General features: G+C 67.7%; 24 protein-coding genes. 8 read left to right on the top strand and 16 right to left on the bottom strand.

Features of this window, described 5'->3' with window-relative positions; genetic code table 11:
• Position 1 precedes the first annotated feature (1 nt).
• The 9 genes from C7402_RS02445 to C7402_RS02405 form a co-directional block, all read right to left on the bottom strand.
• A complete protein-coding gene (locus C7402_RS02445; protein WP_116609507.1) occupies positions 2-994 on the bottom strand; it encodes a D-amino acid aminotransferase in 993 nt (330 codons plus the stop codon).
• The gene (locus C7402_RS02440) at positions 994-2,298 is read right to left on the bottom strand and encodes a D-alanyl-D-alanine carboxypeptidase family protein (RefSeq protein WP_181565490.1); all 1,305 of its coding nucleotides are present in this window, start codon (positions 2,296-2,298) and stop codon (positions 994-996) included. Before C7402_RS02440 ends, C7402_RS02445 begins: the two co-directional genes overlap by 1 nt.
• A gap of 316 nt (positions 2,299-2,614) precedes the next feature.
• Positions 2,615-3,247, bottom strand: coding sequence for an alpha/beta hydrolase (locus tag C7402_RS02435; RefSeq protein WP_116609506.1), 633 nt, complete (start codon positions 3,245-3,247; stop codon positions 2,615-2,617).
• Between the two features lie 77 nt (positions 3,248-3,324).
• Positions 3,325-3,651 (bottom strand): (2Fe-2S) ferredoxin domain-containing protein, encoded by a 327-nt coding sequence (locus C7402_RS02430; protein WP_112170245.1) that lies wholly within the window; start codon positions 3,649-3,651, stop codon positions 3,325-3,327.
• A 149-nt stretch (positions 3,652-3,800) separates the two neighbouring features.
• On the bottom strand, positions 3,801-5,123 hold the full coding sequence (locus C7402_RS02425; protein WP_116609505.1) for a VanZ family protein: 1,323 nt from the start codon (positions 5,121-5,123) through the stop codon (positions 3,801-3,803).
• 69 nt (positions 5,124-5,192) lie between these two features.
• Positions 5,193-5,834: an ABC-type transport auxiliary lipoprotein family protein gene (locus C7402_RS02420; RefSeq protein WP_224044577.1), complete on the bottom strand. Its 642-nt coding sequence runs from the start codon at positions 5,832-5,834 to the stop codon at positions 5,193-5,195.
• A 77-nt stretch (positions 5,835-5,911) separates the two neighbouring features.
• Positions 5,912-6,889: an MlaD family protein gene (locus C7402_RS02415; RefSeq protein ID WP_112170243.1), complete on the bottom strand. Its 978-nt coding sequence runs from the start codon at positions 6,887-6,889 to the stop codon at positions 5,912-5,914.
• A 49-nt stretch (positions 6,890-6,938) separates the two neighbouring features.
• Complete coding sequence (locus C7402_RS02410; RefSeq protein WP_372460516.1) at positions 6,939-7,820, bottom strand: ABC transporter ATP-binding protein; 882 nt, start codon at positions 7,818-7,820, stop codon at positions 6,939-6,941.
• Positions 7,821-7,879: 59 nt separating this feature from the next.
• On the bottom strand, positions 7,880-9,013 hold the full coding sequence (locus C7402_RS02405) for an MlaE family ABC transporter permease (protein WP_116609503.1): 1,134 nt from the start codon (positions 9,011-9,013) through the stop codon (positions 7,880-7,882).
• Between the two features lie 352 nt (positions 9,014-9,365).
• On the opposite strand from C7402_RS02405, the gene C7402_RS02400 reads away from it, so the two are divergent.
• Genes C7402_RS02400 through C7402_RS02390 form a run of 3 tightly spaced genes read left to right on the top strand, consistent with a single transcriptional unit; the run spans position 9,366 to position 11,354 of the window.
• The gene (locus C7402_RS02400; protein ID WP_116609502.1) at positions 9,366-10,277 is read left to right on the top strand and encodes a biotin--[acetyl-CoA-carboxylase] ligase; all 912 of its coding nucleotides are present in this window, start codon (positions 9,366-9,368) and stop codon (positions 10,275-10,277) included.
• A complete protein-coding gene (locus C7402_RS02395) occupies positions 10,274-11,062 on the top strand; it encodes a type III pantothenate kinase (RefSeq protein WP_112170240.1) in 789 nt (262 codons plus the stop codon). The genes C7402_RS02400 and C7402_RS02395 overlap by 4 nt, the downstream gene beginning before the upstream one ends.
• Positions 11,063-11,114: 52 nt before the next feature.
• Complete coding sequence (locus C7402_RS02390) at positions 11,115-11,354, top strand: hypothetical protein (RefSeq protein ID WP_112170239.1); 240 nt, start codon at positions 11,115-11,117, stop codon at positions 11,352-11,354.
• 62 nt (positions 11,355-11,416) lie between these two features.
• Here the strand turns inward: C7402_RS02390 and rfaE2 are convergent, their stop codons facing one another.
• From rfaE2 to C7402_RS02355, 7 genes are all read right to left on the bottom strand, one after another.
• Positions 11,417-11,908: a D-glycero-beta-D-manno-heptose 1-phosphate adenylyltransferase gene (gene rfaE2, locus C7402_RS02385; RefSeq protein ID WP_112170238.1), complete on the bottom strand. Its 492-nt coding sequence runs from the start codon at positions 11,906-11,908 to the stop codon at positions 11,417-11,419.
• Between the two features lie 175 nt (positions 11,909-12,083).
• Positions 12,084-12,953, bottom strand: coding sequence for a ferritin family protein (locus tag C7402_RS02380; RefSeq protein WP_112170237.1), 870 nt, complete (start codon positions 12,951-12,953; stop codon positions 12,084-12,086).
• Positions 12,954-13,518: 565 nt separating this feature from the next.
• Positions 13,519-14,724 carry a patatin-like phospholipase family protein gene (locus C7402_RS02375; RefSeq protein WP_116609501.1) on the bottom strand — a complete coding sequence of 402 codons (1,206 nt, stop codon included), beginning with the start codon at positions 14,722-14,724 and terminating at the stop codon, positions 13,519-13,521.
• A 59-nt stretch (positions 14,725-14,783) separates the two neighbouring features.
• Complete coding sequence (locus C7402_RS02370; RefSeq protein WP_116609500.1) at positions 14,784-15,539, bottom strand: PhaM family polyhydroxyalkanoate granule multifunctional regulatory protein; 756 nt, start codon at positions 15,537-15,539, stop codon at positions 14,784-14,786.
• A gap of 160 nt (positions 15,540-15,699) precedes the next feature.
• On the bottom strand, positions 15,700-16,524 hold the full coding sequence (locus C7402_RS02365; RefSeq protein WP_116609499.1) for an enoyl-CoA hydratase/isomerase family protein: 825 nt from the start codon (positions 16,522-16,524) through the stop codon (positions 15,700-15,702).
• Positions 16,525-16,571: 47 nt separating this feature from the next.
• Positions 16,572-17,738, bottom strand: coding sequence for an ABC transporter substrate-binding protein (locus tag C7402_RS02360; protein ID WP_224038877.1), 1,167 nt, complete (start codon positions 17,736-17,738; stop codon positions 16,572-16,574).
• Positions 17,739-17,921: 183 nt separating this feature from the next.
• Positions 17,922-18,914, bottom strand: a complete 993-nt coding sequence (locus C7402_RS02355; RefSeq protein ID WP_116609497.1) for a fumarylacetoacetate hydrolase family protein — start codon at positions 18,912-18,914, stop codon at positions 17,922-17,924.
• Between the two features lie 106 nt (positions 18,915-19,020).
• On the opposite strand from C7402_RS02355, the gene C7402_RS02350 reads away from it, so the two are divergent.
• The 5 genes from C7402_RS02350 (at position 19,021) to C7402_RS02330 (ending at position 24,533) form a co-directional block, all read left to right on the top strand.
• The gene (locus C7402_RS02350) at positions 19,021-19,944 is read left to right on the top strand and encodes an IclR family transcriptional regulator (protein WP_116609496.1); all 924 of its coding nucleotides are present in this window, start codon (positions 19,021-19,023) and stop codon (positions 19,942-19,944) included.
• A gap of 148 nt (positions 19,945-20,092) precedes the next feature.
• On the top strand, positions 20,093-21,586 hold the full coding sequence (locus tag C7402_RS02345; RefSeq protein ID WP_116609495.1) for a DUF3108 domain-containing protein: 1,494 nt from the start codon (positions 20,093-20,095) through the stop codon (positions 21,584-21,586).
• A gap of 422 nt (positions 21,587-22,008) precedes the next feature.
• Positions 22,009-22,797, top strand: coding sequence for a 3-oxoadipate enol-lactonase (pcaD, locus tag C7402_RS02340; protein ID WP_116609494.1), 789 nt, complete (start codon positions 22,009-22,011; stop codon positions 22,795-22,797).
• A gap of 173 nt (positions 22,798-22,970) precedes the next feature.
• Positions 22,971-23,228, top strand: a complete 258-nt coding sequence (locus C7402_RS02335; protein WP_112170228.1) for a BTH_I0359 family protein — start codon at positions 22,971-22,973, stop codon at positions 23,226-23,228.
• A 225-nt stretch (positions 23,229-23,453) separates the two neighbouring features.
• Positions 23,454-24,533 (top strand): homocysteine S-methyltransferase family protein, encoded by a 1,080-nt coding sequence (locus C7402_RS02330; RefSeq protein WP_112170227.1) that lies wholly within the window; start codon positions 23,454-23,456, stop codon positions 24,531-24,533.
• Positions 24,534-24,546: the final 13 nt, after the last annotated feature.

The following is a 24,546-nucleotide window of genomic DNA, read 5'->3' as shown; positions in this document are numbered from 1 at the left end:
TTCATTTCTCCACTTCCTGTAGCTCGGCGGCCGGCGCGCGCAGCGCCTGCGCCTCGCGTTGCTTCGCGCGCTGGTAAGCCGCGTAAAGCCCGGCATAGACCGAGCCCGGCTTGCCGCCGCCCACCGGCTTGCCGTCGAGCGCGACGACCGCCAGCACTTCCTTCGTCGCCGAGGTCACGAGAATCTCGTCGGCTGCGCGCAGTTCGGCCTCGCTCACTTCACGCGCCGTGAACCGCACGCCGCACGCCTCGGCCAGTTCCTCGATCAGGCCATAGCGAATGCCTTCGAGAATCCGGTTGCTGCGCGGCGGCGCAAAAAGCGCGCCGTCCTTCACGACCCACACGTTCGCCGACGAAGCCTCGGTCACGAAGCCGTCGCGCAACTGGATCGTCTCGAACGCGTCGTGCTCCGCCGCGTGTTGCGCCATCAGCACGTTACCGAGCAGCGAGGTCGACTTGATGTCGCAATTGAGCCAGCGCTTGTCCTCGGCGCTCACGCAGCGCACGCCCGCTTCACGCTGCGCAGCGGTGGGCAGCTTGAGCGGATTGACCATGGCGAACACCGTGGGCGTGGCCGCCGCCGGGAACGCATGGCCGCGCGGCGCGACGCCGCGCGTGACCTGCACGTAGACATTGGCGTGGGCATCGCGCGCGAGCGCACCCGCCGCTTCGTTCGCCTCGATCAGGCGCGCCACCAGCGCGCGCCAGCCCGCCTCGTCGAACGGATTCGAAATGCCGACCTTCTCAAGCGAGCGCTTCAGCCGCGCGAGATGCTGCGCGATGCGAAACGGCACGCGCACCTTGCCCTCATCCACGGCGAGCGCATACACGGGCACGACCTCGTAAATGCCGTCACCGAAGATGAAGCCGCGATCGAGCACGGGAATGCGCGCTTCGGAAAGCGGCGTGAGTTCGCCGTTGAGCCAGACGAGCGGCTCGGCGGTTTCACTCCCCGCCCCCGCCACAGCCGGCGCTGCGCCATGAGCCGCCGTCATCACTTCTTCTTGTTGACCATCAGCATGAGCGAATCCCACACGCGGCCGACGATGCCTGCCTGCGGCACCGCTTCGAGCGCGACCATCGGAACCTGCGCGAGCACCTTGCCGTCCGCGCCCACGAACTTCGCCGTGCCGACCTGCTGGCCGAGCGTGAGCGGCGCGATCAGCGGGCTGGTGAGTTCGACCTGCGGCTTGGCCTTGTCGGCGGCGCCCTTGGGCAGCGTCACGAACTGGTCCTTCTGCACGCCGACCTTCACGGCGTCGAGCGTGCCCTTGTACACGCGCGGCGTGGCCACGGCCTGATTCGCCTGATAGATGCGCGTGGTGTCGTACGCGCTATAGCCGTAGTTCAGCATCTTCAGGCTGTCCTGCACGCGGTCGTGTTCCTTCTGCTCGCCCATCATCACCGAGACGAGACGGCGCTCGCCCCCGCCCGCGAGCGGCCGCTTGGCCGAAGCGATCAGGCAGTAGCCCGCGGCCTGGGTGTGGCCGGTCTTCAGGCCGTCGACGGTCGGGTCGATCCACAGCAGGCGGTTGCGGTTGGGCTGCTTGATGTTGTTGTACTTGAACTCCTTCACCGAGAAGATGTTGTAGTACTCGGGATAGTCGCGAATCAGGCGCGCGGAGAGCCGGGCGAGGTCGCCGGCCGTCGTGTAGTGATTCGGGTCGGGCATGCCGTTCACGTCGGCGAAGTGCGTATGCGCCATGCCGAGCTTCTGCGCTTCGGCGTTCATCATGTTGACGAAGTTCGCCTCGCTGCCGCCCACCAGTTCGGCGAGCGCGATGGCCGCGTCGTTGCCCGACTGGATGATCATGCCGTACACGAGGTCGTGCACCGACACCGGCTTGTTCGCTTCGATGAACATGCGCGACTCGTCGTTCTTCACGCGGCGCACGGCTTCGCTCGGCGTGACGATCTGATCCATCGTGATCTTCTTCGATTGCAGCGCCTCGAACACGAGGTACGCGGTCATGAGCTTCGTGAGCGACGCGGGCTCGACGCGCTCATCGGCATTGCCGGAGGCGAGCACCTGGTTGGCGGTCGCGTCGACGAGCACCCACGAGCGCGCGTTCACGCCCGGAGGCGGCAGGCCGCCGAGCACGTTGTCCGCGGGAGTGCCGACCGCCACTTCGGCTTGCGGCTGCGCCTGCACTTTCACGCCCGCAGTGTGGGCGGGCGTGCGGGCGAACGTGCCTGCGCTCGCCAGAAGCGTGGCGGGCAAGAGCGCTGCGAGCGTGACGTTGCGAACGATGGAGGAAGAAACGAGAGAAGACGGTTGGCCGGAGGAGAGAAAACGCATAGGTTCAGGTCGGGCTGAATGGGGACGGGATGAACGTAGCGCGCCATGCGGCGCACGGTCTGTGAGAGCCGGATTGCTCGTGCCGCGCATGCACCGATTGCGGCGCAGCAAGCACAAAAATGGCGACCATTATACGCGTCGCGTCGCGGCGGATTTTCGCGATGTCACACGTTTGCGCATACCTGTCGTGCATTTTTCACGCATTTCTGCCGCCATACGATGCATGACGAACGGCTTGCATCGGGCCCTTGAAATGCGTGATGCGGCGAGTGTCCAGCGGAGTTTCAAGCGGAGTCAGTCAGATGAAGCGCAAAACTTATCGCCAGGCTTCAACGATGATGCGCTTGAGGATATGCAGCTTGCGGTGCAGGAAGTGTTCCGCCCCTGGAATCACGACGATCGGCAATTCCTGCGGGCGCGCCCATTCGTACACCGAGAGAATCGGCACGGTGTCGTCGAGTTCGCCGTGGATCACGAGCGTGTCTTCGCGCACCGGCGCGACTTCCCAGCGGCTCGCCGCCGTGCCGACGAACACCATGCGCTCGATCGCGCCGCCCCCTTCGACATAGCGCTTCGCGACGTGCGAAAGCACGAAGGTGCCGAACGAAAAGCCCGCGAGCACGAGCGGCACGTCGGCCTGGCCCGGTTGCGCGCGCATGTAGGCGATCAGTTCGAGCAGATCGTCCTGCTCGCCGATGCCGTTGTCGTGCGTGCCCGAGGTTTCGCCCACGCCGCGAAAGTTCGAGCGATAGGTGGTGTAGCCAAGCTGGACGAGCGTGCGCGCGAGCGTTTGCGCGACCTTGTTGTCCATCGTGCCGCCAAAGAGCGGATGCGGATGCGCGACGAGCGCAATGCCGCGCGACGGCGTGCCGGCTTCGGGCACGTCGAGCGCGCATTCGATCTTGCCGACGGGACCGTCGATCTGGAATTTTTGTGTCTGGGCGTTCATCGTGCGGCAGTCCTTACGGGTGCTGATGGGTACTGATCGGTACGGGTTGGCGCTTGTTGGCGTTGCTTGTGCGCGGATCAGCGATCGATCTTCAGGCGCTCGACCACCTGGCCGTTCTGCAAATGCGAGACGACGATCTCATCGATGTCGCTCTCGTCGATATACGTGTACCACGTGCCTTCCGGATACACGACGACAACCGGCCCTTCCTCGCAACGGTCGAGGCAGCCCGCCTTGTTGATGCGCACCTGGCCGGGCCCCGCGAGGCCAAGCTGCTTCACGCGCTTTTTCGCGTATTCCTGCATGCCTTGCGCGTTGCAGTTCGCGCAGCTCGGGCGGTCCGCGCCGGGTTCGCGCTGGTTCAGGCAGAAAAAGACGTGGTACTTGTAGAACGAATCGGTCATGGCGTGGGGTACCGGTGAGTGTCTTGCGGTGAGAGCGGGCCAGGCTGAATGCGTGCTGGCCGCCTTGAGGCATGGCGTTGGGTGCGCGGCGATGCGCTCGATTATAACGAGCATGGCGTGAACGCTCAGGCGCGCTCCGCCGCGTGGACTCACCCGCTTTCGCGCGCGCGCCGCGCGAGCCAGGCGCGCTCGACCGAGAACGCGGTCCACGCAAGCGCGGCCCAGGGCCATGTCCACGAGAGCCAGCGTGCGAGGCCGTTGAAGTGCAAGTAGCGGCCCTGGCGCCAGTCCGCGAGCACCACATCGAAATACGGGTTCACGGGCAGCAGGTTCACGAGCACGAGAGCCACCGCGAGCGCGAGCGTCGCCGCCGCCGCGCGCGCGCCGCGCGGCAGGCGCAGCGCGAGGAGCGCCGCGAGCGTGCCCCACACGAGCCCCGCGAGCGCGGCCGGCGTCGCCCAGTCGAAGATGAGCCCGCTTTGGGACTGGAGGAAGGTCGCGCCCACCTTGACGGCGAGCGTGGTCGCGATGAGCGCGACGACCAGCCGCGCGCGCGGCGCGCGCGAGCGCATGGGGAGCGTGGCGAACGCCGCCGCGCCGAACAGGTTGAGCGTCGCGACGAGCGCCTCCCAGCCGCTGTCGGGCAGGCGCGCAACGAGCATGTCCGGCAGCGAGCGCAGATGCCAGGCGGCGGGCGTCCAGGCGATCACGGCGTCCTGCATCGACACGTCCAGGCGCTGCCATAGCGCGCGCGGCCAGTCGCCCATGCCGAACAGGCGCGGCGCGGGGTACATCGTCGCGAACGGCCAGAGGGCGCCGAGCACCATCAGCACGGCCGCGTCGCGCTCGAACCAGCGAAAGCGCAGGCGGCGCAGGAAGCCGCGTTCGAGCAGCGCGCCGGTGGCGGGCGCCGCGAGCACGGCGCCGAGCAACGCGCCAAGCGCATTCGAGGCGAGATCGAGATTGGAGGCCACGCGCGTGGGCAGCCAGGTCTGCACGGCTTCCATCACGCCCGAGAGCAGCGTGCCCGCGACCGTGGCGAGCAGCACCGCGACCGGCCCGCGCCAGCGCGGCCATACGGCGAACACGATCAGCGCGCCGAACGGCATGTAGCCGAGAATGTTGGTGATGATGTCGAAGACCGTCCAGTAGCGCGGCCACGGATCGCCGAGATACGCGAAGGGACTGAGGCCGAGCGAGCGCCAGCCGGAGAAGGGATACCACGAGCCGTAGACGATCAGCGCCGTGTAGAGCGCGAGCGACTGGCGCGAGAGCGTCGAGGCCTGGCGCGGCAGGGGCTCGCGGGCGCCGGTGTGCGGCGCGCGCTTATCGCTCACATCACTGACATCGCTCACGCTGCCCGGTTCGCCACCGGCCTCGCGCTCGCCGCCACCGCCCTCGCCGCCATCCGTCCCGCGCCGCCCGCCGTGCGGGGCGCGCAGCCGCAGCCGCAACCGTCCCGCGTCGATCATGCCGCTATCCCGCCCTTGCCCCCGGTGTCGCGCCGCGCATCGTCGTGCCGTCGCGCAGGTGAGCCGCCATCAAGGCGTCCTCGCGAGCGACTGCCCGCCCAGCCAGGCGCCCACCTGGTTCACGAAGTCGTCGCTGGCCGCCTGCAATGCGCGTACGCCGCCCGCCGCATCCGGCGTGCTCGCCGGGGCGCGCGTGGCGAAGGAGCGTTGCGCCAGCACCTTGCCGCCCTGCATGAGCGTCGCGCGCGCGGAGAGCACGCCCGAGCTTTGCGTCGGGCTTTCGAACACCTGCTCGAACTCGTACAGTTCGACCTTGAGCATGGGCGCCTGCACGGCGTCGCCGCCCGAGAGCACCGTGGCCTGTGCGCCGAGCGACGTGCGCAGGCGCTCCGTGAGCAGCCGCGCGGGCGACATCGCCCAGCGGCTCTCCGCGTAGCGCGCCGTGCGCTGCGAATCGAAGGCCATCCGGTAGACGATGCCGTCGTTGTCGAGCGGCGGCGGCGCGACGACCGCCAGCACCTTCAGCAGCGGCTTCGCGCCGGGCGCGGCAGCGGCGGCGGGCGCCGCCTGCGCGCTTTGCAGCCCGAGGTCGTAGCGAACGTCGTTGATCGAGCCCGCATTGCCCGCGCACGCGGTGAGCAGCACGCCGAGCGCGAACGCCGCCAGCAAGGCCTGGAGCCTCGCCCGGAGCGCCGGGACGGCGTGTTGCATCGATCGTGGCAGACGTGGTGTGCGTGACATTGCGTTTCCTTTGGGGATCCTTTGCGGTTCCGGCGCTTGCATGTGGCTCATTTCGTCCCCGCATTCGACCCTGAGGCGGCAGGCCAGACGAAGCCCGGCTCGCCCGGCCCCGGCGCCGGCTGCGGCGCGCCGCCGAACAGCACGCTGCGCGGGCTCTTGCTGAAGGTGCCCGCCGCGCGGTCCACGGAGCGCATGGCCGAGCGCACGTCGTCGGTCAGCGAATCGACGCGCGGCAGCGTGTCGTAGCCCACGCGCGCCGAGAGATCCTGGATCGAGGCGTCGATCGAAGTGAGCGCCTGGCCCGCCTGGGCCGCCGCCGTCCCGGCCTTGTTCAGATTGGTCTGGAACGGGCCATCGGGGCGATTCATGCTCGTGATGAGCGTGTTGGTCGAGTGCAGCGTGCGCTGCAACTCGCTCACCGCTCCCGGCAACTGCTTCGTGGTGGGCTCGAGCTGCTGGGCGAGCCCGTTCACGCTGCTCGCGGCCTGTTGGAGGCTGTTCACGGCCGCCATCACCTGCTTGCGGTTGTCTTCGGAGAGCATGTCGTCGATGTCGCCCGCAATGCGGTCGAGCTTGCGCAACAGTGCGTCGCCGCGGCGCTGGAGCTGGTCGAGCAGACCCGGCCGCAGCGGCAGTTCGGCCACATGCGCCTCCGAGGAATGCAGCGGCGAGAGGTCGATGCCGTTGTCGTCGAGCTGCACGAAGGCGATGCCCGTCACGCCCTGGAGCGCGAGCGTGCCGTAGGTCGAGCGCGTCATGGGCGCCCGCTTGTCGACGAGGATGCGGATACGGATCGTGCCGGGCCGCTTGGGATCGAAATTGATCGTCTGCACCTTGCCCACGTCGAGACCGCGATAGCGCACCGCCGCGTCCGGCGACAGCCCCGTCACGCTGGAACGCGAGATGAGGTCGTACGGCACGCGCACCGCGCGGTCGGCGCTGAAGAAGATGACCGCCAGCCCGATCACGACCAGCAAGCCTATCGTGAACATGCCCGCCCAGAACGCATGCGGTTTGTTTTCCATCGTCAGATTCCTTCATTGGCGGCCGCGGCGCGCCGGTAAATGGCGTGTCCTAGCACGGTCTCGCTCCCACCGACGCCGAGGCGAGCGCCGCCGGCGGCAGCTTCGCGCGCCGCTCGGGCGGCAGCGCCTGGAGCGCACGGCGCCCGCGCATGCCCAGAAAATATTCGCGAATGAACGGATGATCGACGCACGCCGCCTCCTCCACGGGCGCGGCCACCAGCACCTTGCGCTCGGCCAGCACGGCCACACGGGTGGAAAGCGCGACCATGGCGTCGAGGTCGTGCGTGACCAGCACGACGGTCAGGCCGAGCGCGCGGTGCAGCGTGCTGATGAGCTCCACCACTTCGTCGGAGGAGCGCGGGTCGAGCCCGGCCGTCGGTTCGTCGAGAAAGAGCAGTTCCGGCTCCAGCACGATGGCGCGCGCAAGGCCCACGCGCTTGATCATGCCGCCCGAGAGCGCGGCGGGCATTTTCGAAGCGTGCTTGCACGGCAGCCCGACCATTTCGAGCTTGAGCATCACGATGTCGCGCATCAGCGCGGCCGGCACCTTGCCGAGCTCGCGCACCGGCTGCGCGATATTGTCGAACACCGTGAGCGACGAGAACAGCGCGCCTTGCTGGAACAGCATGCCGGTGCGCGTGCGCATGAGGCGGGCGCGTTCGGCGTCGATGGTCGAGATGTTCTCGCCGAACATCTTGATGGTGCCCGAGGTCGGCCGCTCGAGCCCGAGGATCTGGCGCACGAGCGTGGTCTTGCCCGAACCCGAGCCGCCCACGAGCGTGACGATCTCGCCGCGCCGGACCTCGAGGTTCAGATGCTGGTGGATGATGTTGCGCCCATAGCGCTTCGTGAGGTTTTCCACCTCGATCACCGGCTCGCCGATGGCGGGCAGCGGCAGGTCCTGCGCGACCTCCTTGAGCGGCGTAGTGATCGTGCCGGTGGTTTTGGTCGCGGCAATCGTGCTCATCGTGCCAATCGTGCCGGTCGTGCTCATGACAGCCCCACGTTCTGGAACAGAATCGCGAACACGGCGTCGGCGAGGATCACGATCGTGATCGACGTGACGACCGACGTGGTCGTGCCCTCGCCCAGGCTCTGCGAATTCGCCTTGATGCGAAAGCCGAAATGACAGCCCACGATCGCCACCAGCATGCCGAACGCCACCCCCTTGCCGAGACCGATCCACAGGTTGGCGATCGGCACGACGCTGGGCAGCGAGCGGAAGAACCACGAAATGTCGATGCCCAACACGATCTTCGCCGCGATTGCGCCGCCTAGCAACGCAATGATGTCGGTCCACATCACGAGCAACGGCATGGCGATGCCCAGCGCGATCACGCGCGGCAGGATCAGGCGCAGGCCGTGCGAGATGCCCATCACGCGCATGGCGTCGAGTTCCTCGGTCACGCGCATCACGCCGATCTGCGCCGTGATGGCCGAGCCCGAGCGCCCCGCCACGAGAATCGCCGAGAGCACCGGCCCCAGTTCGCGGATCACCGCGAGGCCAAGAATATTGACGATGAACTGGTTCGCGCCGAAGAGGCGCAATTGCTGCGCCGAGAGGTACGACAGCACGATGCCGATCAGGAACGCGACGAGCGCCGTGATCGGCAGCGCGCGGGCGCCCGCGTTGTAAATGTTCGCCGAAATCTCGATCCAGGGCGTGACCTTCGGCTTGCGCAGCACGAGCAGCAGATCGAGGATCACGCGCCCGAACATCGAGATGCCGCCGTACAGGTGGTCGAAGAACGAAAAGATTGCGAGGCCGAGCTGGGTGATCGGATCGATGCGCACGATGCGCTCGGGCGCCTCGCGCACCGAATCGAGCAGCGCGATGCGCTCGAAGATGTCGCGCTGCGTCTGCGTGAGGTCGACGAGATCCGCCGGCAGCTTGTGGCCCCAGATGCGCCAGAGCGCCTGGCCGCCCACGTGATCCATGCGCTCGACGCCCGAGAGATCCCATTCGCCGACGTGCTCGTCGGCGAGCGCGCGCAGACGCGTCGCAGCGCCCCCCTGGTCGCGGTCGCGCGCGAGCGCGAGCGCGGTCCACTGGCCGGACAGGCGCACGGTTTTTCCGCGGGTGCCGGCCGTGACTTCAAGGCCGGGCGGCGTGTCTTGATTCAAGGGTGTGCACTCGACGGATCGGGGTGAGCAAACATTGTAGCGAACGAGCCCCGTTTCGGCGGCCCGAACGCGCATTGCGGGCAAACGAATGGCGAACGGATTGTGGGTAACTCTCTGGATAACGTGTGGACCCCCTGTGGGTACGCTGTGAATTGACTAAGAGTTAAGCAGATTGGGCGCCAATCCGCCTGGGGAGCGAACGGCCGCGACCTGTGGATGATTCCGTGGATAAGCTGTGAGCCAACTGTGGATTGCCTGTGAATTGCTCACTTTTCGGGCACACGGAGCGCGAAATCCGGGGCAAACGAAGCCGGGCGCTGCTGCCCGCGCCCCAGCCACTACAATACGAGACATGAACGCGACGCCCCCCACCCCCGATACCCCGAGCGCCGGCGACTGGCGCATCGACCGCAACCGCGCGATCACGCTGTTCGGCCCCGCCGCGCACGACTGGCCCATCGAGATCGTCGAGGAAACCGGCTCGACCAACGCCGACCTGATGACGCGCCTGAAGGCGCTGCCGCAAAAGCGCGACGCCCTGGCGCGCCCGATCGTGCGCGTGGCTTACCTGCAAACGGCGGGCCGCGGCCGGCGCGGCCGCACCTGGGTCGCGCAACCCGGCGACGCGCTGCTGTTCTCGATTGGCTGCGTGCTGCCGCGCCCGATCGAAGGGCTCGCGGGCCTGAGCCTCGCCATCGGCTCGGCGCTCGTGGACGGCTTGCGCACGCTGCCTGTGACCGCGCCCGGCCAGATCGCGCTCAAGTGGCCCAACGACGTGCTGCTCGAAGGCGACAAGCTGGTGGGCATACTCGTGGAGACGGCCTGGAGCACGGCGGACGCCACCGCGGTCGTGATCGGCATCGGCACGAACGTGCGCGGCGAAGACGCGCTCAACGCCAAAGTCGAGGCGCTCAACGCCGCGGGCGGCAGCACGGCCGCCGTGCCCGGCACGACGCCCACGGCACTGTCGCGCGCGTGGCCGAACGCCAACCTCACCGACACCCTCGCCGCCGAGCTCAACGCGCTTGAAGACGCGCTGCAACGCTTCGGCGCGGCGGGCTTCGCGCCCTTCCAGGCGCGCTGGAACGCGTGCCATGCGTACGCGGGCCGCGAGGTCGCCCTCTACGAGCAAGGCAAGGAACTGATGCGCGGCAAGGCGGCCGGCGTGGACGAGCGCGGCCAGTTGCTCCTCGATACGCCGAACGGGCGCGAGACCGTCACGACCGGTGACGTGTCGCTGCGGCTCGCGGACGGCGGCGCATGAGCCGCGGCCCATATCTGCTGATCGACGCAGGCAACAGCCGGATCAAATGGGCGCTGGTCGCACCGGACGGGTCGCGCCTGCATGCGGGCGCGATGGACCACGTGCGCGACGAAGGCGCCGACGCCGCGCAAGCCTGCCCTGAAGCATGGCCGGGACTGCCACGGCCTTCCGGCGCATGGATCTCGAACGTCGCGGGCGCGGCCGTGGGAGAACGGCTCGACGCGCTCGTCGAAGCGCATTGGCCCGGTCTCGCGCGCACCGCCGTGCGCGCCTGCGCGCGCCAGGGCGGCGTGACCAACAGCTACACCACGCCCGACGCGCTCGGCAGCGACCGCTGGGCCGGCATGATCGGCGCGCACGCGGCGTATCCGGGCGAGCCGCTCCTCATCGCGACCTTCGGCACGGCCACCACGCTCGAAGCGCTGCGTGCGGACGGCACGTTTGTTGGCGGCCTGATCGCGCCGGGCTTCACGCTCATGATGCGCTCGCTCGGCGAGCACACGGCGCAACTGCCCGTGGTGGCGGGCGGCATGGCCGATGCGCCGCCCCCCGGCATCGCCTTCGCCACCGACACGCGCAGCTCGATTTCGGCGGGCTGCGCGCTCGCGCAGGCGGCGCTCATCGAGCGCGCCTGGGCGGATTTGCAAGATGCGTGGAAAATGCCGGTACGGCTCGTGGTGAGCGGCGGCGCAGCGGCGGAAGTGACAGCGGCGCTCAAGGTGCCGCATACTCGCCACGACGCGCTGGTCCTCGCCGGGCTGGCGCTCATCGCGGCGCAGTCCTGAGCGCCGCGCCTTGATCTGATCTGAACAAACGAAATCGACGGAGCTTCACACGATGCTGCGCTGGCTGCTCGCCATCCTGATTCTTGCCAACCTGCTGGCTTTCGCGGCAATTGGCGGCATGTTCGGCCCGACGCCCGCGTCGGGCTCGCGCGAAACCCAGCACCTGAACCGGCAGATCCACCCTGAGCGGCTCGTGGTGAAGGCGATCCGGCCCTCCGAATCGGCGGACCTGCCGACCGTGGGCGGCCCGGTGGCGGACCCGGCCGTGCAGGCGTCGAGCCTCGCGCAGTAAGCCGCAGTTGAGAGGTAGTTGAGCCCCAGTTGAGCCGCAGCCGGGCGGCTCGACTTCGAAACTTACTTCGCGCCTTCCTGCGCCCGCACCTTCTGGAGCAGCTTCGTGGTGGAGCGGTCGTGCTCGAACGCAATCGCGAGCGCGCGCCCGCCCCAGCCGCGCACCACGGCCGACTCGGGCAGCGCGTCCATGTCGTAGTCGCCGCCCTTCACGAGAATGTCCGGATGCACGGCCTCGATCAGCTCGATCGGCGTGCGCTCGCCGAACTGCACCACCCAGTCCACGCTTTCCAGCGCCGCCAGCAGCGCCATGCGGTCGTTCTCGTTGTTGATGGGGCGGTCGTCGCCCTTGCCGAGCATCTTCACCGAAGCGTCGCTGTTCACGCCCACGATCAGCGTGGCGCCGAGCGCCTTCGCGTCGGCGAGATAGGTGACGTGCCCGCGGTGCAGGATGTCGAATACGCCGTTGGTGAACACCACCGGGCCGGGCAGCGAGGCGCGCAGTTGCGCGAGCGCTTCGCGGGTCGTGATCTTGCGTTCGAAAGTAGCGGGCATGGAATGAGGCTCGGATAAAAGGCGCCGATCAGGATCAGTCAAGCCACTGACCGGCACGCGAGTGGAAAGCACCAATGAAAACGGCCCGTCACGCGAAAAGCGCTACGGGCCGTCCTGCGCGCACCGCGCCGCCAATGGGGCACGAAGCGGCGCGCACGCGAGTTGTGCTGGCGCGTCAGGCCGGCTGCTGCGTGCCCTGCTCGGCTTGCAGGCGCTGAACCACTTCCTTGCGATAGCGGTTCAGTTCCTGCGCCGTGTTGAACGTGCGTTCGAACAGGATCGAGAGGTTGTGCAGAATGCGCTCGATCACTTTCTTTTCCCAGCCGTCGTCGAAACGGATCTGCTCGTCGAGCCAGCGCTCGAGCCATTCCGGGTCGGGCAGGCGCGACTGCACCGTGTCGCGCGGGAACAGCGCCTGGTTCACGTGCAGGTTCGTGGGGTGCAGCGGCTTCTCGGTGCGGCGCGCCGAGGCCATCAGCACGCCGATCTTCGCGAACGCCGCGCGCGCGACGTCGCCGAAATTGTTGAGCGCCTTCTTCATGTAGCGCAGGTACGCGCCGCCATGGCGCGCTTCATCGCGCGAAATCGTTTCGTAGATCGCCTTGATGACCGGCTCCGTGTGCCATTCGGCAGCGCGGCGATACCAGTGATTCAAGCGGATTTCGCCGCAGAAGTGCAGCATGAGCGTTTCGAGCGGCGGCGCCGGATCGAACTCGAAGCGCACGGCGTGCAGCTCTTCCTCGGTCGGCACCATTTCCGGCTTGAAGCGGCGCAGGTATTCCATGAGCACGAGCGAATGCTTCTGCTCTTCGAAGAACCACACGCTCATGAACGCCGAGAAGTCGCTGTCGTGGTGGTTGTCGCGCAGGAACATTTCCGTCGCGGGCAACGCCGACCACTCGGTGATCGCGTTCATCTTGATGGTCGCGGCCTGCTCGTCGGTAAGGAGCGACGCGTCGAACTTGTCCCAGGGAATGTCCTTTTCCATGTCCCAACGGACCGATTCGAGCGATTTGTAAAGTTCCGGATAAAGCATCGTGTTCATAGTCCCGCCCCTGATCTGCGCAAAACGCGCGCATGACGAATTCGTAGCGTGCCGCGGGATCCGCGTCTCATGACGCGGCGCGCTGGCAAAAAAGCATTTAATTTTACGCGGTATCCGGCCCCCTGGACGCAATCGTACGAACGGGCAACGCATTCGGCGTTGCCCCACGACAATCCAGCCAACCGGAATGAAAGGCGCCGTCGTGGATTCTGGGTAGCTGCTCCGTGCCTCGAACCCGGCTGCCTGAAACTGCTGATCACTGCCGATAACCGCGTGTCTTGCCGGCCGTTCGCCGCGCTTTTGGCACGGCGCGCCCGGCGTTCCCGCAAGGCCTGTGGCGTCTTTGTCGGGCGATGCGACAGAATGCCGCATGCATGCCAAAAGCTGGCCAAATCCCGCCCAACACACTGACTGCCCCGTCCGCCACATCTTGCCGGCGGCTTTTCCGGCGGGCCAGCACTGCGCCCGTGAATGCCGTGGAACCCGCGCTGCGAAGCGCGTGACGCCCCTGACACTCCGTCAAATTGACCAGAAAAACCTTACACAATAATAGCATGCCGGTCTTTCACTTCCGGAGCAGCCCCAAATCCATCGCTGCGCCGTCCGTTGGAGTTTTGAGCCACGTCAAAAGAACTTCGCGTTGCGCTTGCGTATCGCGATAACCCAACTCAATCAACTCGCGCGTGAACTCCCGCTCGAACAGCAAATAGCTCGCGAAGGCCGCGCCCGACGCGCGATTGCCGCCCACCGCGCCGAGCAGCATACGCACCGAGCGCGGCAACTGCTGGAGATGGCGCGCGGCGATCAACTCGATGCGCTCGCTCGGCGCGATCGCGAGCACTTCCACGTGTCGCCAGCCGCTTTCGGGCGCCACCGTGTGCGGCAATTGCAACACCATGCGATTGACGTGCTCGATGCGCTCGATGTCCGCGCCAAGCGAATCGAGGAACACGCTCGCGAGCACCTGCTGGCCGATTTGCGCGAGCGTCGGATACACGTCGATGTCGGGGCGCGCGGCGGGCACCTCGGGCGTGGGTGCGGCCGCGCCCAGCACGACAATGCGCCCCGCGCCGAAATGAATGGCGGGCGAAAGCGGCGCGATCTGGCGAATCGAGCCATCACCGAAGTATTCGTGGCGGCCGTCGAGTTCGAGGCGCACGGCCGGGAACATGAACGGAATGGCCGCCGACGCGAGCAGGTGCTTCGGCGTGAGCGCGACCATGCGCGCCGTGCGCTGCGCGCGCCGCCATGCGCTGATCGGCTCGCAGGCCTGGTAGAACGTGACATGCCGCCCGGACGAGTAGCTCAGCGCCGTGACGGCGAGCGCATACAGCAGGCGCTCGTCGAGCATCTGCTCGATGCGGTGGAAGTTGAGTGTGTGCGGCAGCATCTGCGCGAGCGGCGTGCTGTCGAACAGCGTGCGCGGCGCGGCACGCGCGCCCACGCTGCCGGCGGCCCAGCCGAATGCGAGCGTGGCGAGCCAGCGCGCGCCCGCGGCCGCCACGCCGGGCCAGTCGGTCCGATAGACCTGGTTGGCGCGCATGTTCGACCAGACATCGACGAGGTGCGCCGCGCCGTGCGCGAACTGGTCGGCGTGGCTCGCGATCGAGGTGGCGTTGATCGCGCCCGCCGAGGTGCCGCAGATCACCGTGAAGGGCATGGCGCGGCGCGCGGGCTCGGCCTCGGCGGCCAGCTCGGCAAGCGCGCGCAACGCGCCGGCCTGGTAAGCCGCGCGCGCGCCGCCGCCCATCATCACGAGCGCAAGCCGCATGACGCCGACGCTCCCCGTGTTGTCGTCCCGCGGGACGGTTCTTCCTGACGCCGCGCGCCTTATTCCGGCTGCGCCGGCGCCTTCTTCGCCCCGCGCGGCGCGCTGCTGCGCGTGCCGGTGCCGGTATTGCTACTGCTGCTGCGTTTGGCCGTGCTGCTGCCGCTGCCGCTGCGTTTTGCGGCCGCGGCTGCTGCTGCTGCGGCGGCCTCGCCCTGCGTTTGCGCCTCGCTCACCGCATCGGCGGCCGCCTGCGCCGCGGCGGCGGGCTGCGCCATCGCGAATTGCGCGAGCTGGTTGAACTGCGCCTGCACGAGGTTCCACCACGAGGCCGCGTCGAAGCCCGGCGGCGCGGAGGCCGAGCCGTCGGGGGCGTCGGCCGCGCTCGCGGCTTCGGGCTCGGCGGCCCGCTCGCGCGCGAAGCCCGCTTTCGCCGGTTCGGATTCGGCCGGCGACGGGTTCATCTGCGCCTGCGCGAACGCGCCGAACGCGCGCAGCGTGGAGAGCGTGGCGCGCTGCACTTCGAGCGCCTGAATGGCGGATTGCAGCATGCCGAGGTTAAGCTTGAGCCATTGCTCGACGGCGCGCAGATCGGTGATGCGCTTGTCGAGCTCCTCGATGTTGGTGAGCGGCGTCATCATGTCGGACATCATCGACAGCGACGGGCCGAAGGCTTGCGCCACGCCCGGCTCGCTGCCGGGAAAGGCGCTGCCGAACGGCGTGAGGCGCATCATCCCCCACATGCGGTCGAGCATCTCGGCGGGCGGAAAGCCGGGAAAGCCCGGGAACGGCGGCATGGAGCCTGCTGGGTCGGTCATGCGGATCTCCCTCGCATTGGTAAGTGGTCGGATGCGCGTATGCGCGCCGCGTCATGCCTCGCGCGGCGGCGCGCGCAAACCCGCTTCTTCGATGATAGCGCGCGCATGGCGGCGCGGCGTGTGAACATCGTGCGACGCCACGCCCGCCGCGCGCGGACAATCAGAACGGATCGCCGCCCGGAAACTGCGGCGCGCGCCGCTCGCGCAGCGACTGCACGCCCTCGCGCACGTCGGGCCCGGCGAAGCCCATGAATTCGAGCGCGAGCGACGTGTCGAAGTTCGGCCCCGCCATGCGCAGCCAGTTGTTGAGCGCGTACTTGGTCCAGCGCACCGCGGTTTGCGAACCGTTGGCGAGGCGCTTCGCCACTTCGAACGCCTTCGGCAGCAAGTCGTTCTCGTCCACGGCGAGCGAGACGAGGCCGATACGCTCCGCCTCCTCGCCACTCACCGGCTCGCACAGCAGCAGGTAGTACTTCGCCTTCGCCATGCCGCACAGGAGCGGCCACACGATGGCCGCGTGGTCGCCCGCCGCGACGCCGAGGCGCGTATGCCCGTCGATGATGCGCGCCGTTTTCGTGGCGATCGAAATGTCGGCGAGCAGGCCCGCCACGAGCCCCGCGCCCACGGCGGGACCGTGCATGGCCGAGACGATGGGCTTGCCGCAGTTGATCACGTTGTAGACGAGATCGCGCGCTTCGCGCCACACGCGTGCGCGCACATCGAAATGCGTAGCCATGTCCTCGACGAGTTGCAGATCGCCACCCGCCGAAAAGCCCTTGCCCTCGCCGCGAATCACGGCGACGCGCGCATCGGGATCGCGGTCCACGTCGCGCCAGATCTCGGCCAGCTCACGGTGCATGTGGGCGTCGGCGGTCGCGAGGCCGCTCTTGTTCGCACCCTCGCCGCTCATCACGATCTCGACGATGCCGTGCTCGTGCCGCCGCACGCGCAGGGCGTGGTAGTGGGCATAAAAAGGATCGTTCATGGGCTGGCCCTCCTTTGCTTCGGATTACTGATGCTTTGGAAATAACGTCAATGCGGCTGATAGATCCACTTGCCGTCGCGGATCTCGACCATCACGCGCGCCCGCGCGTCGAGGCCGAGGTGATCGGTGGCGCTCATGTTGACCACGCCGTTGGTGTCCTGCAACCCGCGCGTGGCTTCCAGCGCGTCGCGCAACGCATGGCGAAACGCGGGCGTGCCGGGCGCGGCCGACTTCAGCGCAACAGGAATCGCGTTGCCGAGCAGGAGCCCCGCATCCCACGTGTAAGCGCCGAACGCCGACACCGTGCCCGCGCCGTAACGTCCTTCGTAGCGCGAAATATAGTCGAGCGCGTGACGCCGGCCGGGACGGTCCTCGGGCAGTTGCGCGGCCACGAGCACGGGGCTCGCGGGCAGGAAGGTGCCGTTGCAGTCCGCGCCGCACACGCGCAGGAAGTCGCGGTTGCCCACGCCGTGGTTGTGATAGATGAGGCCCTTGTAGCCGCGCTCCTTGAGCGCCTTGGGCGGCAGCGCGGCGGGCGTGCCGGCCGCGCCCACCACAACGGCGTCGGGATGCGCCGCGACGATCTTGAGCACCTGGCCCGTCACGCTCGGATCGGTGCGGTTGAAGCGCTCGTTCGCAACGAGCTTGATGTCGCGCTGCTGCGCGGCCTTCGCGATCTCGGCGTAGAAGGTTTCGCCGAGCGCGTCGGCCTGGCCGATATAGGCGAGCGTCTTCACGTTGTGCGCGGCCGCGTGCTCCATGATCGCGCCGGCCATCATCGCGTCGGTTTGCGGCGTCTTGAACATCCAGTGGCGCTTGTCGTCCACCGGTTCGATGATCTTCGCCGACGAAGCGAGCGAGATGGTGGGCGTCTCGCCCTGCGCGATCACGTCGAGCATCGCCAGCGAATTGGGCGTGATCGACGAGCCGATGATCGCGTCGACGTGCTGTTCGTCGATGAGCTTTTTGGTGTCCTGCACGGCCTGGGTCGTGTCGGAGGCGTCGTCGAGCACGATGTACTGGACTTTCTGCCCGGCGATCTCGGTGGGCAGCATCGCGGCGGTGTCGCGCGCGGGAATGCCCAGCGAAGCGGCCGGGCCGGTGAGCGAAAGGACGAGGCCGATCTTGATTTGTGCTAGCGCGAGCGTGGGCGCGCAGAGGCTGAAAAGCAGGGCAATGCGTGCAGCAAGACGGCTGGGGCGAGTGGCGTTCACGGGGTCTCCTCGTGTTGGGGCGAGCGTATTCTGCGTACGGCTTCGGATACTGCGTGCGGCCAGGGCTTGGGGTTGTGCCGGTCTCCTCGATCGCTTTGAAGAAAAAAGGGTGTTCGCCAGTGTAGCCGCACGCGTGGCGCGCGGCATCCGGCGAAACCCTTCAGCGCTGGCTTGTCGCTGGCTTCACGACTCGCCGTGAAGCGGCGCCACGGCCTGATCGATCGCGCCGAAGATCGACTTGCCCGCTTCGTCGAGCATCTCGATCTTCACGCTGTCGCCGAACTTCATGAACTCCGTGCTCGCCTGCCCGCTCTCGATCATCTCGAGGCACCGCTTCTCGGCGATGCAGCAGTAACCGCGCTTGGCGTCCTTGTTCGAGACCGTGCCCGAGCCGACGATGGCGCCCGCGCGCAGGTTGCGCGTTTTCGCGGCGTGCGCGATCAACTGGCCGAAGTGAAACACCATGTCGGTGCCCGCGTCGGGCTGGCCGACCTTCTTGCCGTTCCAGTGCACAAGCAGCGGCAGATGCACGCGGCCTTCGCGCCAGTGCTCGCCGAGTTCGTCGGGCGTGACGGCAACCGGTGCGAAGGCGCTCGCCGGCTTGCTCTGGAAAAAGCCGAAGCCCTTCGCGAGTTCCGCAGGAATGAGATTGCGCAACGACACGTCGTTGACGAGCGTGACGAGGCGCACGGCCCTGAGCGCTTCGTCGGGGCTCGCGCCCATCGGCACGTCGCCCGTGAACACGGCCACCTCGGCTTCGAAGTCGATGCCGAACGCCTCGGACGCGCACTCGATGTCGTCGCACGGCCCGATGAAGTCGTCGCTGCCGCCCTGGTACATGAGCGGGTCGGTCCAGAACTCGGCGGGCATTTCCGCGCCGCGCGCGCGCCGCACCAGCTCCACGTGATTCACGTACGACGAACCGTCCGCCCACTGGTAGGCACGCGGCAGCGGCGCCATGCAGTTGCGCGCGTCGAAGCTGAACGCGTTGCGCGCGCGGCCGTGGTTGAGCGCGTCATAAAGCTCGGCGAGCTGCGGGGCGTAGAAGCGCCAGTCGTCGAGCACGCGCTGGAGCGTGGGCGCGATCGCATCGGCAATGGCGGCGCTGCGCAGGTCGCGGGAAACGACGATCAGTTGCCCGTCGCGGGTGCCGTCCTTCAGCGTGGCAAGTTTCATGGAGTCAGACGTGAGTGACGATAAGGGAAATGTATTCTACGATGGTGAATCGGCGCGACCCAAGCGGGTGCGCCGCCCGTCGCATTTCCCGAACCCCAACGCCTCCATGCCGACCACCGTCCGATCCGCCTCGCCGCGCGCGAGCACCGCTCGCGCCCCGCACGCCGACGACCTCGCCGAAGCCCTCGACACCGCCGAAGCGGCGGAGTCCGCGGATTCCACGGAAAGCGCCGAAGGCGGCGAAGAAAAGCTGCGCTCCGGCATCCAGTCGATCGAAGTGGGCTTTCGCCTGCTCGAAGTGCTGACCGACGAACCGCGCGCCATGATGCTGCGCGACCTCGCGCAGCGCGCGGGCATGAGCCCGGCGAAGGCGCACCGCTACCTCGTGAGCTTCATGCGCCTCGGCATGGTCGCGCAAGACCCGCTCTCGGGGCGCTACGAACTGGGCGGCTTCGCGTTGCAGCTCGGTCTCGCGCGCCTGGCACGCGTGGATGGCGTGAAGCTCGCGCGCATCGCGCTCGCCGGGTTGCGCGACACGCTCGACATCACCCTGGGCATCGCCGTGTGGGGCAACCAGGGGCCGACCGTCGTGCACTGGATGGAGTCGAGCCACCCCGCGAAGGCGTCGCTGAAACTCGGCGACGTGATGCCGATGCTCAGCTCCGCCACCGGCCTGCTGTTCGCCGCCTACCTGCCGCGCAGCAAGACCGCGCCGATGATCGAGCGCGAGCTCGCGGGCGCGCAGCACTACTCGTACGGCTCGACGCCGCGCACGGCGCAGGCGCTCGAAGTCGCGCTCGCCCAGGTGCGCGAGCACGGCGCGGCGCGCGTGGAAGGCATGCTGCTGCCGACCATCCACGCGTTCTGCACGCCCGTGTTCGACGCGAGCGGCGACCTCGCGCTTGGGCTGATCGCGCTCGGTCACGAGGGCGCGTTCGACATCGAGTGGAACGGCGTGGTCGATACCGCGCTGCGCACCTGTGCCGAAAAGATTTCGTACGAATTGGGGTACAGTCCGACGCCGCGCTGAACGCCGGCATTCGCGATGCCGGTGGGCGGCCGGGCCCGCTTCGTGAGCGCGCCGCTTTCTGCGCGCACCCGGCGGGTTGTGTCACATTAGCGTGTGTACCCACGCCGCCCCGACGCCCAGAAACGTCACGAACGCCACGACCCGCCCGATGTCCACCTCCGCCGCCTCACGCGAGGCACGCCGCCAGAACCACGACGCACACACGCCGCGGCGCACGCGCCCGTGGCGCTGGATCGGCGTGTTCATCGCGGTGACGGCGCTGCACTGGCTCGCGGCCGAGTGGTTCGAGCGGCATCACGGCGCACCGCCGAGCGCCGCGCATGTGCGCGTGCCGGTGCAGGTGGCGCTGCTCAAGCCCGAGCGCATCGAGCGCGAGGCACGGCCCGCCGGTCCCGCGCCCGCGCCGCAGGCGGCCGCGCCGAAACCCGCGCCCAAGCCCGCCGAGCCGCACACGTTGCGGGCGATCACGCCGCCCAAACCGCATCCCAAAACGCCCGCCTCGCCGCCGGCGGCCAAGCCCGACACGCAGGCGGCCTCCGCGCCCGAAGCCGCCGCTTCGGCCCCCGCCGCGGGCGCCGGTGGCAGCGGCACGGCGAGCGCCGCGCCCGGCAACGGCAAGCAACCCTCGGCGCAGGCCACGCAGGCTTCGCACGGCGTGAAATTCTCGGTGCCGCCATCGGGCGAGCTGCAATACGACACGTTCTATAACGGCGTGCGCAATCAGCCCGGCACGATCCACTGGTCGAGCGACGGCCAGCGCTACGAGATGGTCGTGTCCGTGCCCTTGCCCTTCGTCGGCACCTTTACCTGGACGAGCAAGGGCCACGTCGACGCCTTTGGCCTCGCACCCGATCAGTACATCGAAACGCGCGGCCATCGCCCCTCGAACGTGACGGTGTTCAATCGCACGGACAAGCAGATCGTCTTCACGCGCACGCCTGATTCGCTCGCGCTGAGCGATGGCGCGCAAGACCGCTTCAGCATGATCATGCAGCTCGCGAGTCTCGTGCGCGGCGACCCCGACGCGTATAAGCCCGGCGTCACGCGCGAGTTCTATGTGGCCGACAACGACAGCGGCGAGACCTGGCCCATCACCACGATCGGCGACGAAACGGTGGGCACCGATCATGGCTACGTCACGGCGCGCCACTTCATGCGCCTGCCGCGCCGCGAGGGCGACAAGCGACGCATCGACGTGTGGCTTGCGCCCTCGCTCGGCTGGCTGCCGGTGCGGCTCTTGCAGACCGAGCCAAACGGCACGCAGTTCGAGCTGGTGTGGCGCGGCGCGCTCACGGTGCCGGCCGCCGCACAGAACGCGAGCGCGCCAACGCCCGACGCGGCCACGGCCACGCCAGGCGCAACATCCAACGCCGCGCCAAACGAAGCGCCCGGGACAGCACCCGCCGTCACGCCAAACGCAACGCCCGACACAACATCGCCACAATCCGCAATGCCGCCCGCGCAGCCAGGCGAAGCGCAGCCGCCATCGCAGGGACAATCACAGGCACAACCCGCGCCCCAAGCGCCGATGCAACCCGCCGCTCCCTCGGCGAATATGCAGACAGAATCCATGCCGCAAACGCCGGTGGATGGCGCAGAACCTTCCACCACCTCACCCGGCCCCGCGCCCGAGCACCCTTGAGCGCGCAAGCGCACGAACACTGCCATTCGGGCAGCCCGCTTCACGACATGAACGCACGAAATAGCGCATACTGGAATCGTGCCTTGCGGCGATGACTGCAAGGCCTTGTGCGCGGCATGAACCACGGCCCAGGGGCCGAAAAATTAACAGACGATACGCAAGAAGAACGCGACAGCACGGCACCGCGCGCACTCAGTGACCAACACGGCACCAACACGAAATCACGCTGCAAATAGCGGACAAAAAGCAGCGCCTGCACAACAAACGACGCAGCAAACAGGGACGCGACCTACAAGGTAACGAACATCGCAACGCGCTTCATCCGCGAGCTTTGGGCGCGCGGCTTGCTGCACCTGGCATCGCGTGCACGCAGTACCTCGCAAACGGCTTGACTCCCAGCCTGGAAGGCGAAGGAGGAACCCATGCAAGTGACTGTCAACGGCATCGATACGCACTATGTCTTCGACGACAGGAGCGGCGGGTCCGCGCTGGCGTTCATTCACCAACTGGGCGGCGATCTTTCCGTGTGGGACACGCTCGCCGGACATTTCCGCCATCGCCATAGCGTGTTGCGCTACGACGTGCGCGGCCACGGCGCAAGCGCGGTGGCAAGCGAGCCGTTCGGCTTCGCGCAACTGGCCGCCGACCTCGCCGCGCTCTTCGACGCAACCGGCATCGAGCAGGCGCATCTCGTCGGCATGTCGATGGGCGGCATGATCGCGCAGCAGTTCGCGCTCGACTACCCCGACCGCGTCATCACGCTCACGCTATGCGACACGGCGAGCCACACGCCCCCCGAAGCGCGCGCGACCTGGAACGAGCGCGCGGCCACCGTGCGGCGCGACGGTCTCGCGGCGCTCGCCGACGCGACGATGGCGCGCTGGTTCACCGAAGACTTTCGCCACGCGCACGCGCAAACCGTGCAGCAAATTTGTGACGTTTTATTACGGACCCCTTCGGAAGGCTATGCAATGGCCTGCGAAGCATTGCGCGACTTCGACGCCGCGGCGCGTCTCGCGCAACTGCGCGTGCCCACGCTCGCCGTTGCGGGCCGCTTCGACAACGGCACGCCCGCCACGCTCACGCAGGCGCTGGCGCGCGCCATAGAGGGGTCGCATTTCGTGGTGCTCGATGCAGCGCATCTGGCCCCGGTAGAAGAGTCGCATCGTTTCACGGCGTTGCTGGAAACGTTTCTCAAGCAGTTGGTCTAAGCAGTTCGAACGAAAGGCATTACCGCAGTGGCAGCAGACGCAGTCGAAGTGCAAGCGAAAAGGGAGAGCAGTCCACATAAGAGGTGATGCGGAACCCACCCCTTGAATTCCAGAACGAACGCTCCAAGTATTGGCCGAGAAGGTCAGGGAGCACAGGAAAAAGGAGTGTCGCCATGCAAATGATCTACAACAGCCCCAACTATTGCGTCGTCGAGTTTCCTCCGCAGGACGGCCACAGCGCCATGCGCGCGGGCGGCTATGAAATCGTCGACAAAAATGCGCGCCGCGAGATCTTCATTGACGGCGTGATGGCGGCGCGTTTTCGCGAAGACGTGCAAAAGCTGATGAAAGAAGATCAGTCGCTCGACGAAGTCGACGAATTTCTCGGGCAATTCGACAGCCTCATGCAGCAACCCGTCGTGCTTCACTGACGCGCGCGCGCACCCAGCGGCACTCAACGCGCGGCGTCCTCCGCACGAAACCCCGTCCGGCTTTGGCCGGGCGGGGTTTTCTTTTGGCCCTTCGCCGCACGCGGCCCCCGCTGCCCGCCCGGCCCGCCGGGCATGACGGGCGATCCCCCGGCCAGCGGGCCGCCCCGGCTGCGGCTACAATAATGGGTTTCCCAGTCCAACCGGCGCCACGCCCGCCCGCGACCCATGAACCAGCCAGCAGCCCAAGCCTCGCACGCCTCGCGCCCCGCCGCAGACGCCAAATACACGCGCGGCGCAGCGCTTCCCGCGCAGCTCGCCTCGCGCATCGTGATTCTCGACGGCGCGATGGGCACGATGATCCAGCGCTACAAGCTCGACGAAGCCGCCTACCGCGGCGAGCGCTTCAAGGATTACCCGCGCGACATCAAGGGCAATAACGAACTGCTCTCGCTCACGCAGCCGCAGATCATCAGCGAGATTCACGAGCAATACCTCGCGGCGGGCGCGGACATCATCGAGACCAACACGTTCGGCGCGACCACGGTGGCCCAGGACGATTACGGCATGGGCGAACTGGCCGTGGAGATGAACGTGGAGTCGGCGAAGCTCGCGCGCGCCGCGTGCGACAAGTACTCGACGCCGGACAAGCCGCGCTTCGTCGCGGGCGCGATCGGGCCGACGCCGAAAACGGCGAGCATCTCGCCCGACGTGAACGATCCGGGCGCGCGCAACGTCACGTTCGAGGAACTGCGCCACGCGTACTACGAGCAGGCCAAGGCGCTCATGGACGGCGGCTGCGACCTGTTCCTCGTCGAGACGATCTTCGACACGCTCAACGCCAAGGCGGCGCTGTTCGCGCTCGACCAGCTTTTCGAAGACACCGGCGAGAACCTGCCGATCATGATCTCGGGCACCGTGACCGACGCCTCGGGCCGCATTCTCTCGGGCCAGACCGTCGAAGCGTTCTGGAACTCGCTACGCCACGCGAAGCCGCTCACGTTCGGCCTGAACTGCGCATTGGGCGCGGCGCTCATGCGCCCGTACATCGCCGAGCTCGCGAAGCTGTGCGACACCTATGTCTCGTGCTACCCGAACGCGGGCTTGCCCAACCCGATGAGCGACACGGGCTTCGACGAATTGCCCGCCGACACGTCCGGACTGCTCAAGGAATTCGCGAGCGCCGGTCTCGTGAACGTGGCGGGCGGCTGCTGCGGCACGACGCCCGAGCACATCGCGGCCATCGCGAAAGCGCTCGCCGAGATCAAGCCGCGCCGCTGGCCCGGCCAGTATCGCGACGCCGCCTGAGCGCCGTTTGATC

The sequence above is a fragment of the Paraburkholderia unamae genome (assembly GCF_003096875.1).
Classification (GTDB): Bacteria; Pseudomonadota; Gammaproteobacteria; order Burkholderiales; family Burkholderiaceae; genus Paraburkholderia; species Paraburkholderia unamae.
Note: the sequence above shows the minus strand (reverse complement) of the source record. Positions and strands in the feature narration are given on the sequence as shown.

Coding starts and splice junctions, on each gene's coding strand:
- C7402_RS02335 (WP_112170228.1), top strand. CDS start 22,971: ATGCAAATGATCTACAACAGCCCCAACTATTGCGTCGTCGAGTTTCCT.
- C7402_RS02445 (WP_116609507.1), bottom strand. CDS start 994: ATGACGGCGGCTCATGGCGCAGCGCCGGCTGTGGCGGGGGCGGGGAGT.
- C7402_RS02350 (WP_116609496.1), top strand. CDS start 19,021: ATGCCGACCACCGTCCGATCCGCCTCGCCGCGCGCGAGCACCGCTCGC.
- C7402_RS02330 (WP_112170227.1), top strand. CDS start 23,454: ATGAACCAGCCAGCAGCCCAAGCCTCGCACGCCTCGCGCCCCGCCGCA.
- C7402_RS02400 (WP_116609502.1), top strand. CDS start 9,366: ATGAACGCGACGCCCCCCACCCCCGATACCCCGAGCGCCGGCGACTGG.
- C7402_RS02365 (WP_116609499.1), bottom strand. CDS start 16,524: ATGAACGATCCTTTTTATGCCCACTACCACGCCCTGCGCGTGCGGCGG.
- C7402_RS02440 (WP_181565490.1), bottom strand. CDS start 2,298: ATGCGTTTTCTCTCCTCCGGCCAACCGTCTTCTCTCGTTTCTTCCTCC.
- C7402_RS02370 (WP_116609500.1), bottom strand. CDS start 15,539: ATGACCGACCCAGCAGGCTCCATGCCGCCGTTCCCGGGCTTTCCCGGC.
- C7402_RS02430 (WP_112170245.1), bottom strand. CDS start 3,651: ATGACCGATTCGTTCTACAAGTACCACGTCTTTTTCTGCCTGAACCAG.
- C7402_RS02415 (WP_112170243.1), bottom strand. CDS start 6,889: ATGGAAAACAAACCGCATGCGTTCTGGGCGGGCATGTTCACGATAGGC.
- C7402_RS02390 (WP_112170239.1), top strand. CDS start 11,115: ATGCTGCGCTGGCTGCTCGCCATCCTGATTCTTGCCAACCTGCTGGCT.
- C7402_RS02420 (WP_224044577.1), bottom strand. CDS start 5,834: ATGCAACACGCCGTCCCGGCGCTCCGGGCGAGGCTCCAGGCCTTGCTG.
- C7402_RS02395 (WP_112170240.1), top strand. CDS start 10,274: ATGAGCCGCGGCCCATATCTGCTGATCGACGCAGGCAACAGCCGGATC.
- C7402_RS02345 (WP_116609495.1), top strand. CDS start 20,093: ATGTCCACCTCCGCCGCCTCACGCGAGGCACGCCGCCAGAACCACGAC.
- C7402_RS02425 (WP_116609505.1), bottom strand. CDS start 5,123: ATGATCGACGCGGGACGGTTGCGGCTGCGGCTGCGCGCCCCGCACGGC.
- C7402_RS02380 (WP_112170237.1), bottom strand. CDS start 12,953: ATGAACACGATGCTTTATCCGGAACTTTACAAATCGCTCGAATCGGTC.
- C7402_RS02355 (WP_116609497.1), bottom strand. CDS start 18,914: ATGAAACTTGCCACGCTGAAGGACGGCACCCGCGACGGGCAACTGATC.
- C7402_RS02375 (WP_116609501.1), bottom strand. CDS start 14,724: ATGCGGCTTGCGCTCGTGATGATGGGCGGCGGCGCGCGCGCGGCTTAC.
- rfaE2 (WP_112170238.1), bottom strand. CDS start 11,908: ATGCCCGCTACTTTCGAACGCAAGATCACGACCCGCGAAGCGCTCGCG.
- C7402_RS02435 (WP_116609506.1), bottom strand. CDS start 3,247: ATGAACGCCCAGACACAAAAATTCCAGATCGACGGTCCCGTCGGCAAG.
- pcaD (WP_116609494.1), top strand. CDS start 22,009: ATGCAAGTGACTGTCAACGGCATCGATACGCACTATGTCTTCGACGAC.